The following is a 16,175-nucleotide window of genomic DNA, read 5'->3' as shown; positions in this document are numbered from 1 at the left end:
GCTCCGGTGCGGTTCAGCGCCGGGAGGGGAATCTCACGACGAAGCGGGCGCCGCGGCCGTCCAGCGGCGGCTCCAGCGTGACGCGCCCGTGGTGGCTGTCGGCGACCGCCTTGACGATCGAGAGCCCGAGCCCGGAGGAGCCCGAGCGGTCGCCCTCGCCGCGGAAGAAGCGCTCGAAGACCTTGTCGTGCAGCTCGCGCGGGATGCCCGGGCCGTCGTCCTCGACGGCGAGCACGACCTCGCCGTTGCGGCGCTCGACGGTCGCCTCGACCGCGGTGCCCGGATCGGTGTGGCGCAGCGCGTTCTCCATCAGGTTCAGCACGAGCCGGTGCAGCTCGTCGCGCGCCCCCTCGATCTCGACGCCCGGCGGCGCTGAGACGGAGATCTCGTGGTCGCCCGCGACCGGCTCGAGCTCCGACGCGGCGTCGGTCACGACGTCGGACAGGTCGACGGCGCGGTGGGGCAACTGGCGGCCGGCGTCCGCGCGCGCGAGCAGCAGCAGGTCCGCGACCAGGCGGCGCATGCGGCGCGAGGAGCGCAGGGCGGAGGCGGCCGTCTCGCGTTGCTCCCCGAGCGTGGCCTCCTCCAGCAGCTCGAGGTTGGCGAGCACGGACGTCAGCGGGGTGCGCAGCTCGTGCGAGGCGTCGGCGACGAACTCACGCTGGCGCGTGAGCGCCGCCTCGGTCTCCGTGCGCGCCTCGTCGAGCGCGTGCAGCATCGAGTCCAAGGTCTCCGCGAGCTCGGCGACCTCGTCGTCGGCCTCCGGCTTGGGTATCTGGATCGAAGTGTCCCGCGTGCGCGCGATCCGGCGGGCGGCGAGCGTCAGCTCGGAGATCGGCTCCATCGCACGCCGCGCGGTCGCCAGGCCGGCCAGCAGGGCGAGCGCCGCGCCGGCGAGGACGCCGAGGCCGAGGAAGAGCTTCACGCGGTTCGCCGTCGAGCGGACGCTCGAGATCCGCTCGGCGTACTGCATCAGCAGCTCGATCCGCGCGTCGTCGGTCTGCATGTGCCGCGTCTCGACGCGCCAGCCGTTGAAGGTCGTGTCCCCGAGCACCGGGGTGCCCAGGTAGGGCGCTCCGCGCGACATCGACAGCGACGCGGGCTTGAGCAGGTGTCCGTACCTGTCGACGATCCGGATCGCGGCGTTGTTGGCCGAGGCGTACTGGTTGAGACCCGGGCCGTGCGGGCTCAGCTTCGGGTTGCCCTGGTCGTCGTACGCCTCCACGCTGTACGTGAGCCCGTTCGACAGGCGATCCGCGGCGGTGCTCACCCGGCGATTGAAGTTCTGGTAGATCGCCTGGGTGGTGAGCGTGCCGACGATCACCGCGAATCCGCACAGGATCACGAGTGTGAGTGCCGCTGAGCCTCCCGCGAGACGCCAGCGGATCGGCTGGCGCTTATACGCGGAGTACGTAGCCCGCGCCGCGGACCGTATGGAGGAGTCGAGGCTCCCCACCGGCTTCCAGCTTTCTCCGAAGGTTCGAGACAAAGACCTCAATGGTGTTCGTGATCGAGAACGGGTCGTAGCCCCAGACTTCGTCGAGCAGCTTCTGGCGCGAGATCACCAGGCGCTCGTTGCGCATCAGGTACTCGAGCAACTCGAACTCGCGCTGCGTGAGCTCGATCTGGCGCTCGCTGCGCGCGACCTCGTGCGTGTCGGGGTTCAGCGTCAGGTCGCCCACGCGCAGCGGGGCCATGCCGCGCGGGGGCCGGCGCCGGAGCAGCGCGCGCATGCGGGCGAGCAGCTCCTGGCGCTCGAACGGCTTGACGAGGTAGTCGTCGGCGCCGACGTCCAGCCCCTCGACGCGCGACTCCAGGGCGTCGCGGGCGGTGAGCATCAGGATCGGCGTGTCGTCGCCGTCGTCGCGCAGCCGGCGCGCGACGTCGATCCCGTCCAGGCGGGGGAGACCGAGGTCGAGAACGATCACGTCGGGCAGGAACGCGTGCGCCTCGTCGAGGCCACGCACGCCGTCGGCGGCGAGCTTGACCTCGTAGCCTTCCAGGCGCAGCGAGCGCTGGAGGACCTGGGCGATCTCCTCGTCGTCTTCGACCACGAGGACGCGGACAGGACGTGCGGCGGCATCCATCGCACTTGATGGTACGGCGGTTGACGGCGTTCTCTCCCAAGCTTCAGTTGCCGTTTAGCAAGTCCTCAGCAGGGCTCTCCCCGGCGGCGTCGAAGGTGCCCCGCGCCAGATGCCAGCAAGCAAGCAAGCAGTCCGCAAGAAGCCGGCCGGCCGCAGGCGCCGCCCGGCCGACCACTGGAGGCTGCCCGAGCTCGAGCAGCGCCACGTCGACCTGATCGGCCTCGGGCTGATCGCGCTCGGCGCCTTCTTCGCCTTCCTCGTGTACTTCGGGTGGGACGGCGGGCGCGCCGGCTCGCAGGCCGTCGAGGGCCTGCGCTGGCTGCTCGGCGCCGTCCACTACGTGGTGCCCGTCGCCCTGGTCGCCGCCGGCGCGATCCTGATCCTGCGCCCGATGCTGCCCGCCGTGCGGCCTTTCCGGGCCGGCGCGATCTGCCTGTTCGCCTCGTTGACGCTCGGCCTTGCGGCCGGCACGCTGGGGCTCGGCCCCGGCGGCGAGCGGCCGGCCTGGTGGGACGCGCGCTGGGTCAAGACGCGCGGCGGCATGACCGGCGAGCTGCTCGACTGGGTCGTGGGGACGCTGACCGGCAGCGTCGGCGCCCACATCCTGGCCGTCTTCCTGTTCCTCGCGGGCGTCCTGCTGCTCACCGGCGCGTCGGTCGCAAGCGTGATCAAGGCGACGTCGGACTCCGTCTCGACGACCACGCGCGCGATCCGCGACTCGGGCGCGCAGGTGCGCACCAAGGTGCAGCGCCGTACGGGCGACGACCTCGCCACGCTCGAGCGCTCGACGCGCGTGCGGGTCGCCGAGGCTCCCGAGTGGGACGGCCCGGGCGAGTTCACCGGGCCGCGGCCCAAGCGCAAGCCCGAGATCGAAGAGCCGCCTTCATTCGACATCTTCGCGCCCGAGCCCGAGGCTGAAGCGGAGCCTGAGGCTGAGCCCCCGCCGCAGCCGCCCAAGCGCGGTCTCGACCTCCCGGAGCCCGAGCTCGAGCCGCGGCTGGCCGAGGATCCGCCCGAGGACGAGGACGGCGTCAAGCGCGGCCCTGTCGATCCCGTCGGACCCGAGCAGCTCACGCCGCAGGGGCGCTACCGCTCCGACGTCACCGACTCGCCGGACTTCGTCTGGGAGCTGCCCGACCCGGCTCTGCTCACCCGCTCCTCAGAGGACGCCTCGCGCCCGGACACGGTCGGGCAGGAGAAGGTCGCGGCGCAGCTGATCGAGGCGCTCGGGCACTTCAACGTCGAGGCGCGCGTGATCGGCATGGTCGCGGGCCCGCACATCACGCGCTACGAGCTGCGGCTCGCGCCCGGCATCAAGGTCGGCAAGGTCGCCCAGCTCAAGGACGACCTCGCGTACGCGCTGGCCGCGGCCGACATCCGCATCCTGGCGCCGATCCCGGGCAAGCAGGCGGTCGGCATCGAGGTGCCGAACGCGCGCCGGCGGATCGTGCACCTCGGCGACGTCTACCAGACGCCGCCGGCCGACTGGTCGCCGCTCACCGTCTGGCTCGGCAAGGACGTGGCCGGGCGCTCGATCGGCGCCGACCTGGCCAAGATGCCGCACCTGCTGGTGGCCGGCACGACCGGCGCCGGCAAGTCCGGCGCGGTCAACGCGATGCTGTCCTCGATCCTGCTGCGCGCCACGCCGCACGAGGTCCGGATGGTGCTCGTGGACCCCAAGCAGGTCGAGCTCACGCACTACGACTCGATCCCGCACCTTCTGACCCCGGTGATCACGTCCCCGCGGCAGGCGGCGACCGCGCTGCAGAACCTCGTGCGCGAGATGGAGCAGCGCTACTCGCAGATGGCGCTCGCGCGCACCCGCACCCTCAAGGACCTCAACGAGGTCCGGGCGCGCCGGGACGAGCCCGCCCTGCCGTACGTCCTGTGCGTGATCGACGAGCTCGCCGACCTGATGATGGTCGCGCCCGCCGACGTCGAGGACTCGATCATCCGGATCGCCCAGAAGGCGCGCGCGGTAGGGATCCATCTCGTGCTCGCGACCCAGAGCCCGCGCGTGGACGTGATCACCGGCATGATCAAGGCCAACGTGCCCTCGCGCATCGCCTTCGCCGTCTCCTCCCAGACCGACTCGCGGGTGATCCTCGATCAGAACGGTGCGGAGTCGCTGCTCGGCATGGGCGACATGCTGTTCTCGCCGGTGGGCTCCTCGCGCCTGCAGCGGATCCAGGGCGCGTTCATCGACGAGGCGCAGATCGAGCAGCTGACCGAGTCCTGGCGCCGCCAGGGCGAGCCGGAGCTGCGGGAGGACCTGCTCCAGGAGGTCGAGGCAGCGGTCGAGGAGGCCCCGGCGCCCGACGAGTTCGATCCCGACGAGGACCCGCTGCTCGCCGACGCGATCCGCCTCGTCGCCGAGATGCAGACCGCGTCGACCTCGATGCTGCAACGCCGGTTGCGGCTCGGCTACACGCGTGCGGGCCGCTTGATCGACATGCTCGAGCGGCGCGGCGTCATCAGCGGCTACGAGGGATCCAAGCCGCGTCAGGTGCTCGTGACCGAGGCCGATCTGCCTCGCGTGCTGGCCGCGTTGGCGGGCGACCCGCAACCGGTTCCTGACGACGACCAGTAGGACGCTTGTAGCCTCGAAGCTCATGCCGGAGATCGGTGAGACGCTTCGGGAGACGCGCATGCGTCGCCGCATCGACATGACCGAGGTCGAGGCGGCGACGAAGATCCGTGCGAAGTATCTCCGTGCGCTGGAGAACGAGGAGTGGGACCTGCTGCCGGGTCCCACCTTCGTCAAGACGTTCCTGCGCACGTACGCCGAGTACCTCGAGCTCGACTCGCGGCTGCTGGTGGAGGAGTACCGGCGGCGCTACGAGCGCCCCTCCACGCAGGATCTGCGGCCGTTCAAGCCCGGCGCGGCGGCGCAGCGGCGGCGGCGCCGGCGCGGCCCGTCGGGCCCCGCGATCGTCGTCGTGCTCGGCACCGTCGTCCTGCTCGCGGTGCTGTACGTGATCGGGACCAAGTGGGGCGGCGACCAGAACGAGCCGCCGCCCGTCGTGGCCACCGCCACGGCGACCGCGACGCCGGCGGCGACGCCCAAGCCCACGAAGAAGGCGAAGAAGAAGCACGCCGCGCCGAAGGTCGTATCGCTGAGGCTGACGGCGCGCCAGGTCGTCTACGTCTGCGTGGTCGACGCGCGCGGCCGCGCCGTCGTCAACGGCGTCAACCTGCAGGCGGGCAAGAGCACGAGCACGCTGCGGTCCTCGCGCTTCCGGCTGAACCTCGGCAACGCGAACGTCAAGCTGACCGCGAACGGGAAGACCTATCCGGTGGCCAACACCGGCAACCCCGTGGGGTACGAGCTGCGGCCGGGCAGGACGCCGAAGCGGCTGGCCGACACCGTGCGCGCGGGGCTCTGCCGCCGGTGAGCCTGCGCGCCGGCATCGTCGTGACCGGCACGGAGGTGCTCAACGGCACGATCTCCGACCGCAACGGCCCGTGGCTGTCCGAGCAGTTGCGCGACGCGGGTGTCCAGGTCGCCCACATCCTCGTGACCGGCGACCGGCCGGACGACCTGCGCTCGGCGCTGGACTTCTTCGCCGGCCTGGACCTGATCGTCACCAGCGGCGGGCTCGGGCCGACCGCCGACGACCTGACCGCCGACGTCGTGGCCGCGTGGGCCGGGCGCGAGCTGCGCCACGACCCGGCGCTCGAGGAGCGCGTCTGGGCGCGCGTCATGCGCGTGCGGTCGCGGCTGCGCGGGGCCGACGAGGAGGCGCTGCGGGCGGGTGCGCGCAAGCAGGCGCTCGCGCCCGACGGCGCGGCGGTGCTCGAGCCGGTCGGCACGGCGCCCGGGCTGCTGGTCGGAGTCGAGGACGGGCCGCTGATCGTCGTGCTCCCCGGCCCGCCGGGCGAGCTGCAGGCGATGTGGGCGGCAGCGGCGGAGACCTCGCCGCTGCGCGAGCTGCTGGCGGGGGCGGGACGCTACGAGCAGCGCATGATGCGCTTCTACGGGCTGCCCGAGCCCCAGATCGCCGCGACGCTGCGCGAGCTCGACCCACCCGACTCGCTGGAGATCACGACCTGCCTGCGGCGCGGCGAGCTGGAGCTCGCGACGGTCTTCGCGCGGCCGGCGTGGGGCGCCTACGAGCGCTTCCACGCGCAGGTCGTCAAGCGCCACCACGACACGCTGTTCTCGCCTGACGGCGCGACGATCGACGAGCTGGTGGCCGACGCGCTGGCGGGGAGGACGGTCGCGACCGCGGAGTCGTGCACCGGCGGGCTGATGGCGGCGCGCCTGACCGACCGCGCGGGCTCCTCGGCGTACGTCCTCGGCGGCCTCGTCGTCTACTCCAACGAGGCCAAGTCCGATCTCGCGGGCGTGTCCCCGGCGGTGATCGCGGCACACGGGGCGGTATCGCCCGAGGTCGCGCGGGCGCTGGCCCACGGGGCGCGGTGGCGCCTGGAGGCCGACGTCGGGATCGGGATCACCGGCATCGCGGGGCCGGGCGGCGGGACGCCGGAGAAGCCGGTCGGCACCGTCTGCCTGTGCGTCTCGACGGGCGACCGGATCGAGGAGGAGGCCGTGCGCCTGCCCGGCGGGCGCACGGACGTGCGCGAGCGGACCACGACGGTCGCGATGCACATGCTCCACCGGCTGCTGTCGTGAGCCTCGGCGCCGGCGAGCGCCCGTGGCGCCTGTTCGTCGCGCTCGACCTTCCCCCCGGCGTGCGGGCCGCCCTGGCCGCGGCCGGCGCCGCCGCCGATCCGGACGTCTGGCGGCCGGTCGCGCCCGACTCGCTGCACCTCACGCTCGCGTTCCTGGGGTCCCGGCCGCCCGCCGACGTCGAGGCGATCGCCCGCGTCCTGGAGGCGCAGGCCGGCACGCCCGCGCCGCGGCTGGCCCTCGGTGACGCGCTGCTGCTGCCGCCGCGCCGCGCGCGCGTGCTGACCGTCGCGCTGGAGGACTCCGGTGGCGCCCTGGGGGAGCTGCAGGCGGGTGTCAGCAGCGGGCTCGAGGCGGCCGGCGTCTATACGCCTGAGCGGCGGCCGTACCGGGCGCACATCACCGTCGCGCGCGTGCGTCCGCATGCGCAGCCGCCCCGCGCCGCCGAAGCCCATCTCGAGCGGCTGGCCTTCAGCGCCGGCCGGCTCACCCTCTATCGGTCGCAGCTTCACCCCAAGGGCTCGCGCTACTCGCCGCTGCGCGCCGTGAGCCTCGCTGGCTGACCGCTAATCTCGCAATCGCATGGTCTCCGCCACGGCCCGCAGGGCAGCGCTCCCGGCGCTCCTCGCGCTTGTCTTCCTGCTGGCCGTGCCCAACGCGGCCCGGGCGCTGACGTGGAAGGCCTGTCCGGATTTCGACGGGGTCCGCTGCAGCTCGGTCAGCGTTCCGCTGGACCGCACGGGCGCCGATCCCGGGCAGATCGCCCTGCGGGTCGCGCGCGTCGGCAAGACGTCGGGCAGGACGCTGATGTACCTGTCCGGCGGCCCCGGCGGCGCGGGCGTCAGCGAGATGCTCGGCGTGATCCCGATCGTCGAGCCGCTCGCGCGCCGCTACCGCGTGATCGGCTTCGACCAGCGCGGCACCGGCCGCTCGGGCCTGCTGCGCTGCCCCGCGCTGGAGCACGACCCGCACCTGCGCTCGACGACGGCCGCCGCGCGCTGCGCGGCCTCGCTGGGCGCCGCGCGCAGGCACTACACGACGCCGGACTCCGTGCAGGACATGGAGGCGATCCGCCAGGCGCTCGGCGTCGAGAAGCTGACACTGTTCGGCATCTCCTACGGGACCGAGCTCGCGCTCGAGTACGCGCGCACGTTCCCGGCGCACGTGGACCGGCTGATCCTCGACTCGGTGGTCGACCCTGATGACGCCGACCCGTTCGGGACCGCCGGCTTCCGCGCCATGGCGCCGACGCTCGCCGCCCTGTGCCCGTCGAAGTGCCGCGGGATCTCGAGCGATCCCGCGGGCGATCTCGCCAAGCTCGTCGCGAAGGTCCGCGCGAGGCCCATGCGGGGCCGCGCGTACGACTCGCGCGGGCGCCCGCACACGATCCGGATCGGCCCGACGGCGCTACTGGACCTGATGTTCCAGGCCGACTACGACCCGGCGCTGCGCGCGGCGCTCCCGGCCACCGTCACGTCCGCGCTGGCCGGCGACGGCGCGCCGCTCGCGCGGCTACTGCGCGAGAGCGCGCGCCTCGACGACCTCGGCCCGCCGAGCGAGTTCTCCTCCGCCCGCTACGCCACGATCTGCGAGGAGACGCCGCTGCCGTGGGATCCCGGCACGCCGGTCGAGCAGCGCGCCGCCGTGACGCAGCAGCGGATCGCGGTCGCCGGCCCGGACGCCTTCCGGCCGTTCGACCCCCAGTCGGTCGTCGAGGACGAGATCGATCTGTGCCTGCGCTGGCCCGACGTCCCGCGCCCACCGTCGCCTGCGCCCAAGCCGCCGTATCCCGCGGTCCCGACGCTGATCCTCCAGGGCGGCGAGGACCTGCGCACGCCGCCGGAGGTCTCCGCCCGGGTGGCGGCCGAGATCCCGGGCGCCAAGCGCGTCGTCGTGCCGGGCGTCGGCCACGCCATCACCGGCGCCGACCCGAGCGGCTGCGGCCAGCGCGCGCTGCTGCGCTTCGTCGCCGGCCGGAGCTTCCCCGCCACCTGCCGGCGCGTGCCGACCGGCGTGCCGGGCGTGCTCTACGGCCCACGGAGGTTCGAGTCGCTGCGCGGGTTCCCCGGCGTGCCGCGCAAGGTCGGGCGCACGCTGCGCGCGCTGGAGGCGACGTTCGACGACCTCCGCGTGGTCACCTCCGCGGCCGTGCTCACGAGCGCGGGCGGCGGGTTGCGCGGCGGCACCTGGACCGCGCACGGCGGACGGCTCACGGTCGATCGCTACACGGTGGTCGGAGGCGTGACGGTGACCGGCGGCGGCACCTCGCGCCTGACGCTGCGGATCGCCGGGTCCAAGGCCGCGCACGGCACGGTGACCCTGCGCTCCGGCGGGCGCCTGGCCGGAACGCTCGGCGGGCACCGCATCGCGGTCCGCCTCAGCACCAGCGCGAGCAGTGCCAAGCGCAGGGCGCGCATAGCCCAGTTGGCGCGCTGACACTTTCGTCTGGTCATATTGCAGACCCATCCGCCACCGGCTACGTTCGGCCCTTCTGTGCTGCCGACCCGCCGCGCTCGCGTTCTCATCGCCGAAGACGACGACAGCCTGCGAACGCTGATCCGGCTCTCAGTCGACGTGGGCGAGATCGACGTCGACGAGGCCGCCGACGGCGAGGCCGCGATGCGGCTCGCGCACGCGAACCCGCCTGACGTCGCCCTGCTGGACTGGGCGATGCCGCGGATGACCGGGCTCGACGTGTGCCGCGCGCTGCGCGCCGACCCGCGCTCGGCCGGCGCGGTGATCGTGATCGTCACCGCGCGCGTGCTCACGGGCGACCGCGAGCAGGCGCTGGAGGCGGGCGCCGACCACTACCTCGGCAAGCCGTTCTCGCCGGTCGAGCTGCTGGATCTGGTGCGCCATGCGCTCTGAGCGCGCGCTCGCGGCGGCCGCCGACCTCTCGCTCGCGCGGGCCGGCGGGCTCCCGCTCGCCCACTTCCGGCCGGAGCACGTGAGCGACCAGGTCGCGCGGGCGTGCGCGCGAGAAGGCGCCGGCGACGCCGGATCGCTCGCGCGGATGCTGGCTCGCGACCCGGTCGCCCGCACCCGCTTCCGGCGTTCCGTCGCGATCTCGTACGGCGCGATGTTCCGCGATCCGGAGCAGTTCCGGCTGCTCGAGCAGGTACTGCTGCCGCGGCTGCTCGAGGACGGGCGCCGGCTGGCGGCATGGTCGGCGGGCTGCGCCGACGGCTCGGAGCTCTACACGCTCGGGATCGTGCTCGAGCGCATGGGGGCGCTGGAGCGCGCGCTGCTGCTCGGGAGCGACCTGCTGGAGGAGAACATCGCCGCGGCGCGAGCGGGTCGATACGAGGGTCACGACATCTCGCCCGAGGTGCGGGAGCGCGTGCGCTGGGAGCGGCGCGACATCGTCGACGATGGCCCGCCGGCCGGGCGCTGGCGCCTGGTCATGTGCCGCAACGTGGCGATCTACCTCGGACCGGCTGCCCGGCGCAGGCTCTACGAGGCGCTCGTCTCGGCGCTGGCGACCCGCGGCGTGCTGCTGCTCGGCCGCAGCGAGCGGCTGCTGGACGCCGCGTCGCTCGGGCTGCGGCCGGTCGCGCCCCACGCCTACGAGCGCGTGCATTGACCCGCAGCCTGCGCACCCGCACGGTGGCGGCGGCGGCCGCGATCGTGCTCGTCGTCGCCTGCGTGATGGCGGCGCTGCTGGTCGCGATCGGCCGCCAGCGCGACTCGGCCGAGTCCGCGCGCCATTCCCAGGTCGTGATCGCCACCGCCAACGAGACCGAGAAGGCGCTGCTGGCGGTCCAGACCACGCTGCGCGGCTTCCTCGTGGCCGGCAGTCGCGACCTGCTCGCGTCCTACGAGCGGGTCCGCGCCGAGCTGCCCGACGCGGCGAGCGAGCTCCAGACCCTCGTGGCGGACAACCCGGACCAGCTGCGGCGCGCACAGGGCGTCCGCGACGACGCCGTCGCCTACGTCGAGAACTACGCCGACCCGACGATGACCACGACGCGCGAGCTCGGCGTCGCCTCCGGCCGCCGGGCGGCCCGCGTCCAGCAGGGCAGCGCCCGCGCCGCGTCGTTGCAGAGCAAGATCGCCGGCCTCCTGCGCGCCGAGGACGTCCTGTCCACCGCGCGCCGGCGCAACGCCGAGTCCGCGTCGCACCGGGCGATCCTGGTCGCCGTCGTGGGCCTGGCGGGGTGCATCCTGCTGCTGGGACTCGGCGCGACGTACGTCGCCCGCGCGGTTGTCAGACCGGTGCGCCGGCTGGCCGGCGCCGCCGACCGCGTCCGCCGCGGCGACCTGGGCGTCGAGGTCCCGGTGACGCGCCGCGACGAGGTCGGCCGGCTGGCCGAGTCCTTCAACGCGATGGCGCGCTCGCTCGAGCAGAGCCGCGGCGAGCTGGAGAGCCAGAACGCGGAGCTCGAGATGCAGGCGATCGAGCTCGAGGAGCGCCAGGCGGATCTGACCGACGCGAACCACGAGGTCCGCGCGCAGCGCGACGAGCTGGAGCGCACCGCCGCGCAGCTCGCCGAGGAGAAGCGGCGCGCCGAGCTGTACGGGAAGTTCGCCGACCGGCTGGCGGCCGAGGGCAAGACCGACGCGCTCGCCAGGATCGTGCTGTCGCGCTTGGCGGAGGCGGCGGGCGCGGACGTCGGCGTGCTCTACGCGCAGTCGTGGCGGGACGAGTCGCGCTGGATCCGGGCGGCGGTCCACGGGCTCGACCCGGCGCAGCTGCCGGACAGCACCGTCGTCGGCGGCGAGGGCGCCGCGGCGCAGGCGGTCGCGCGCGACGGCGTCGTGCACGTCGCGCACGAGCACGCGCGGCTGCGGGTGCGCACGCTGGCCGGCGAGGCGTCGGTGCGGTGGGAGCTGCATGTCGCGCTGCGCCACGGCGAGCGGGCGATCGGCGTCGCGACGCTCGGCGCCGTGGCCGAGGCGGCGTTCGACGTGGGCGAGACCGCGTCGCTGCGGCGCCTGTCGAGCCAGGCCGCCGTCGCGCTCGCCGAGGCGAGCGCGTACGAGCAGCGCCGCTGGCTGGCGCAGATCAACAGCGTCGTGCTGGACACGGTGCGCGAGGGGATCGCGCTGGTCGGGCTCGACTCCGAGCTGGTCTTCGCCAACACCGCCATGGAGTCGTTCGCGGGGCGGCTGGCGATGCCGATCAGCCAGGCCGTCGGGGCGCGCGGAGCGGATCTCGACGCGGCGCCGGTCGATCCGGACGCGCTGTTCGAGCGGTGGGAGCACCTGCTCGCCGACGGCGAGCAGCCGGCCACCGACGAGCTGGAGGTCGCCGACCCGCCGCTGGTGCTGGAGCGCTACAGCGCGCCGGTGGACGATCTGGACGGCCGCCGCATCGGCCGCCTCGTCGTGCTGCGCGACGTCACGCGCGAGCGCGAGGCGGAGCGGCTGAAGTCCGACCTGATGGCGACGGTGTCGCACGAGCTGCGGACGCCGCTGGCCAGCGTGCTGGGCTACGCGGAGCTCCTGCGCACGCGCGAGCTGACGCCGGCGATGCGCGAGGAGATCCTCGGGACCGTCCACGCCGAGGCCAAGCGGCTGTCGGTGCTGATCGACGACTTCCTCGACCTGCAGACGATCGAGCAGGACCGGCTCGTGCTCGTGCGCGAGCCGTTCGCGGTCGGAGACCTGCTGGCCGAGCAGGTGCGCACGTTCTCGGGCCAGAGCGCGGCGCACACCGTCGAGCTGCACTCCACGCGCGACGGGGCGACGGCGGTCGGCGACCGCGCGCGGATCGCCCAGGTGGTGGCGAACCTGCTGTCCAACGCGATCAAGTACTCGCCGGGCGGCGGCTCGGTGGGCGTCGCCGTCGAGCGGCGGCCGGACGAGGTGCTCGTCTCGGTCTTCGATCAGGGCGTCGGGATCCCGGCGGCCGAGCAGCCGCACGTGTTCGAGAAGTTCTTCCGCGTCCAGCGCGCGGACCTGCGCGTGGGCGGGACGGGGCTAGGCCTCGCGCTGTCGCACGAGATCGTGGTCGCGCACGGCGGCCGGATGGGCTTCGAGAGCGTCGAGGCCCAGGGCTCGCGGTTCTGGTTCACGCTTCCGTCGCCCTGAGTGCGACGATTGTGCGACGAAAGCGTGCCGAAACACGTGTTCGACGCGAATCCGTCCGGTCGCGGCCCTAGCGTGCTTGGCATGAGCAACCAGGAGCCGTCAAAGGCACGTGATACCGCCCTGGCGGGCGCCCTGTCCCAGATCGAGAAGCAGTTCGGCAAGGGCAGCGTCATGCGGATGGGGGATCCGGGGGCTCAGGTCAAGGTCGAGGCGATCCCGACGGGCGCCCTGTCGCTGGATCTGGCGCTCGGCATCGGCGGCATCCCACGCGGCCGCATCGTGGAGATCTTCGGCCCGGAGTCCTCCGGTAAGACGACGCTGATCTACCACATCATCGCCGAGGCCCAGAGGCTCGGGGGCGTGTGCGCGTTCATCGACGCCGAGCACGCGATGGACCCGCTGTACGCGCAGAAGATCGGCGTCAATATCGACGAGCTGCTGGTCTCGCAGCCCGACTACGGCGAGCAGGCGCTGGAGATCGCGGACATGCTGGTCCGCTCCGGCGCGGTCGACGTCGTGGCGGTGGACTCCGTGGCGGCGCTGACGCCGCGGGCGGAGCTCGAGGGCCAGATGGGCGACCAGAGCGTCGGCCTGCAGGCGCGGATGATGTCGCAGGCGATGCGCAAGCTCGCCGGCAACCTGAACCGCACGCAGACGCTGTGCGTGTTCACGAACCAGATCCGCGAGAAGGTCGGCGTCATGTTCGGCTCGCCGGAGACGCAGCCGGGCGGCCGTGCGCTGAAGTTCTACGCGTCCCAGCGGCTGGACATCCGCCGGATCGAGACGCTGAAGGACGGCACGGAGGCGATCGGCAACCGCGTCCGCGTGAAGGTCGTCAAGAACAAGGTCGCCGCGCCGTTCCGCCAGGCGGAGTTCGACATCGAGTTCGGCACCGGCATCTCGTCGTCGGGTTGCATCCTCGACCTCGGGATCGAGCACTCGGTGATCACCAAGTCCGGCTCGTTCTTCTCCTATGGCGACGAGCGGCTCGGCCAGGGCCGCAACAACGCCAAGGGCTACCTGGACAGTCATCAGGAGGTCGCGAAGGAGATCGAGGCCAAGATCTACGAGATCCTCGGCGTCAACCAGGATCTCGTGGAGCCGATCGAGAACGGCGACCGCGAGGCGGCGGCGGCGCTCATCGGCTGAGGCCGCGAGGCTGATGGACCCCGACCGCGAGGTCCGGCGCGGAGAGGCGTTCGACGTGGCCTGGCGGCTGCTGGGGCACCGCGACCGGACCGAGGCGGAGATCGTGCGCGCCTTCCTGAAGGCGCGCGTGGAGCCGGAGCTCGCCGAGGAGGTGCTCGGCGAGCTGCGCGAGGGCGGCTATGTCGACGACGCCCGCTTCGCGCAGCGCTTCGCGGAGGACCGCCGGCGCCTGGACGCGTGGGGCGCCGATCGGATCGAGCGCCGTCTGCTCGAGCTCGGCGTGGACCGCGAGCACGTCGCGGCGGCGCTGGGCGAGGGCGGCCACGATGAGCTCGAGGCGGCCGTCGCGCTGCTCGAGCGACGCTTCCCCGCGCCGCCGTCGACGCCGCGCGAGCGCGACCGCATGCTCGGCGTTCTGGTGCGCAAGGGCTACGACCTCGAGCTCGCGCACGACGCCCTGCGCCGCTTCGCCGGCGCGGCGGTCGAGTAGGGTCGCACATTGCGTGCGGACACTCGCGGTACTACGATCCGCCCCAGCGACAGACCGGGCCCATCCGGGTCTCAGAAAACTGCAGCAAATCAGCCATTTTGAAAGCGGACACCAGCAGCATCAGTCTTGACGGCCATCCTGCGACCACCAAACTAGCCGCCATCTGACGCGGCGGCCTCTGGCCGCCTATATGCGGGGCATCCTCGCTTCCTTGGCCCCGGGCATGGCCCCGGTCTGGCGCCTTGCACATTGGGACATGGACTCGCACCGCGCCTTGGGGCGCGGCGTACGAGGAGAGGAAACGACAATGGAAATCGTGATCGCGGCGGCCGTGCTCGCGGCCGGTCTTGTGATCGCGGCGCTGCTCCTGGTGAAGCGGGCCCCCGGGCTCGCGACGGCATCGCGCGCTCCCGCGAGCTCCGCGGCGGCGCCGGCCCCTCAGGAGGCGCACGCGCAGGGCGACGGGGGAGACGCGCTCGCACAACGGCAGGAGATGGGTCGCCTCGAGGAGCGCCTCAGCGGCAAGGAGGCCGCGCTGGAGACCCGCATCGCGCAGCTCGACGAACGCGAGCAGCGGCTCGAGCAGCGCATCACGGCGGCCGAGGAGGCGCACGAGCGGCACGTCCGCGCGCTCGAGCGCGTCTCGGGCCTCTCGGCGTCGCAGGCCAAGAACCTCCTGCTGAAAGAGCTCGAGGACCAGATCCGGCACGATTCGGCCCGGCTCGTCCGCCAGGTCGAGGAGGAGACCAAGCGCGACGCCGACCGGCGCGTGCGCAACATCCTCGCCGTCGTGATGCAGAGGCTCGCCGCCGGCCATGCGGCGGAGACGACCGTGTCGGTCGTCCAGCTGCCCGCGGACGACATGAAGGGCCGCATCATCGGCCGTGAGGGGCGCAACATCCGCGCGCTTGAGCACCTCACCGGCGTCGACTTCATCATCGACGACACGCCGAACGCCGTCATCCTCTCCGGCTTCGACGGCGTGCGTCGCGAGATCGCGCGGATGACGCTCGAGAAGCTGCTCTCCGACGGCCGCATCCACCCGGCGCGGATCGAGGAGACCTACTACCAGGCCAAGTCAGAGCTCGAGAGCCACATCGCCGAGTCCGGCGAGCAGGCCGCGCTCGACGCGAACGTCCAGGCGCTCGACGCCGAGCTCACGCGGACGCTCGGCCGCCTGAAGTACCGCACGAGCTACGGCCAGAACGTGCTCGCCCACTCGATCGAGTGCGCCCACCTGGCGGCGATGATGGCCGCCGAGCTCGGCGCCTCGGTCAAGACGGCCCGGCGCGCGGCGCTCCTGCACGACATCGGCAAGGCGGTCTCGCACGAGATCGAGGGCCCGCACGCGCTCGTCGGCGGCGACCTGGCACGCCGCCACGGCGAGTCCGAGGCCGTCGCGCACGCGATGGAGGCGCATCACAACGAGGTGGAGCCGCAGACGGTGGAGGCCGTGATCGTCCAAGCCGCCGATGCGCTGTCCGGCGCCCGCCCAGGCGCCCGCGGCGAATCGCTCGAGCAGTACGTCAAGCGGCTGCGAGAGCTCGAGCAGATCGCCACGCGCCACGACGGGGTCGACAAGGTCTATGCGATGCAGGCCGGCCGCGAGATCCGCGTGATGGTGCTGCCGGACACGCTCGACGACGACGGCGCGGTCCTGCTCTCGCACGAGATCGCCCGCGAGATCGAGCAGGAGCTCGAGTACCCGGGTCAGATCAAGGTGACCGTGATCAGGGAGTCGAGGGCGACCGACTACGCACGCTGAGTACCCTCAACGCTCGCG

The 16,175-nt window shown here is 73.1% G+C and carries 13 protein-coding genes; 11 read left to right on the top strand and 2 right to left on the bottom strand.

All coding sequences use genetic code 11. The features are described 5' to 3' along the window. Positions 1–13: 13 nt before the first annotated feature. Both H958_RS36155 and H958_RS0109870 read right to left on the bottom strand, forming a co-directional pair. Entirely contained in the window at positions 14–1,345 is a 1,332-nt protein-coding gene (locus H958_RS36155) for a sensor histidine kinase (RefSeq protein ID WP_051324034.1), read from the bottom strand. A gap of 52 nt (positions 1,346–1,397) precedes the next feature. Next, entirely contained in the window at positions 1,398–2,087 is a 690-nt protein-coding gene (locus H958_RS0109870) for a response regulator transcription factor (RefSeq protein ID WP_028058555.1), read from the bottom strand. A 109-nt stretch (positions 2,088–2,196) separates the two neighbouring features. Between H958_RS0109870 and H958_RS36150 the strand changes: the two genes are divergently transcribed. The 11 genes from H958_RS36150 (at position 2,197) to rny (ending at position 16,157) form a co-directional block, all read left to right on the top strand. Beyond that, positions 2,197–4,677 (top strand): FtsK/SpoIIIE family DNA translocase, encoded by a 2,481-nt coding sequence (locus tag H958_RS36150; protein ID WP_051324033.1) that lies wholly within the window; start codon positions 2,197–2,199, stop codon positions 4,675–4,677. Positions 4,678–4,699: 22 nt separating this feature from the next. Continuing rightward, complete coding sequence (locus H958_RS0109860; RefSeq protein ID WP_028058554.1) at positions 4,700–5,482, top strand: helix-turn-helix domain-containing protein; 783 nt, start codon at positions 4,700–4,702, stop codon at positions 5,480–5,482. Continuing rightward, positions 5,479–6,723, top strand: a complete 1,245-nt coding sequence (locus tag H958_RS0109855; RefSeq protein ID WP_028058553.1) for a competence/damage-inducible protein A — start codon at positions 5,479–5,481, stop codon at positions 6,721–6,723. The genes H958_RS0109860 and H958_RS0109855 overlap by 4 nt, the downstream gene beginning before the upstream one ends. After that, positions 6,720–7,283: an RNA 2',3'-cyclic phosphodiesterase gene (thpR, locus tag H958_RS36145; protein WP_051324032.1), complete on the top strand. Its 564-nt coding sequence runs from the start codon at positions 6,720–6,722 to the stop codon at positions 7,281–7,283. Before H958_RS0109855 ends, thpR begins: the two co-directional genes overlap by 4 nt. A gap of 19 nt (positions 7,284–7,302) precedes the next feature. Further along, positions 7,303–9,156 carry an alpha/beta fold hydrolase gene (locus H958_RS0109845; protein WP_028058552.1) on the top strand — a complete coding sequence of 618 codons (1,854 nt, stop codon included), beginning with the start codon at positions 7,303–7,305 and terminating at the stop codon, positions 9,154–9,156. Between the two features lie 57 nt (positions 9,157–9,213). Next, positions 9,214–9,588 (top strand): response regulator, encoded by a 375-nt coding sequence (locus tag H958_RS0109840; protein WP_028058551.1) that lies wholly within the window; start codon positions 9,214–9,216, stop codon positions 9,586–9,588. Beyond that, positions 9,578–10,303, top strand: coding sequence for a CheR family methyltransferase (locus H958_RS0109835; RefSeq protein ID WP_028058550.1), 726 nt, complete (start codon positions 9,578–9,580; stop codon positions 10,301–10,303). Before H958_RS0109840 ends, H958_RS0109835 begins: the two co-directional genes overlap by 11 nt. Further along, complete coding sequence (locus H958_RS0109830; RefSeq protein WP_028058549.1) at positions 10,300–12,753, top strand: HAMP domain-containing histidine kinase; 2,454 nt, start codon at positions 10,300–10,302, stop codon at positions 12,751–12,753. The genes H958_RS0109835 and H958_RS0109830 overlap by 4 nt, the downstream gene beginning before the upstream one ends. 81 nt (positions 12,754–12,834) lie before the next feature. Continuing rightward, the gene (gene recA, locus H958_RS0109825; RefSeq protein WP_028058548.1) at positions 12,835–13,902 is read left to right on the top strand and encodes a recombinase RecA; all 1,068 of its coding nucleotides are present in this window, start codon (positions 12,835–12,837) and stop codon (positions 13,900–13,902) included. A 13-nt stretch (positions 13,903–13,915) separates the two neighbouring features. After that, positions 13,916–14,392 carry a regulatory protein RecX gene (locus tag H958_RS36140; RefSeq protein WP_051324031.1) on the top strand — a complete coding sequence of 159 codons (477 nt, stop codon included), beginning with the start codon at positions 13,916–13,918 and terminating at the stop codon, positions 14,390–14,392. Between the two features lie 307 nt (positions 14,393–14,699). Continuing rightward, positions 14,700–16,157 carry a ribonuclease Y gene (rny, locus tag H958_RS0109815; RefSeq protein WP_028058547.1) on the top strand — a complete coding sequence of 486 codons (1,458 nt, stop codon included), beginning with the start codon at positions 14,700–14,702 and terminating at the stop codon, positions 16,155–16,157. Positions 16,158–16,175: the final 18 nt, after the last annotated feature.

The sequence above is a fragment of the Candidatus Solirubrobacter pratensis genome (assembly GCF_000425945.1).
GTDB classification, from domain to species: Bacteria; Actinomycetota; Thermoleophilia; order Solirubrobacterales; family Solirubrobacteraceae; genus Solirubrobacter; species Solirubrobacter pratensis.
This window is presented reverse-complemented; position numbering and strand designations above follow the sequence as displayed.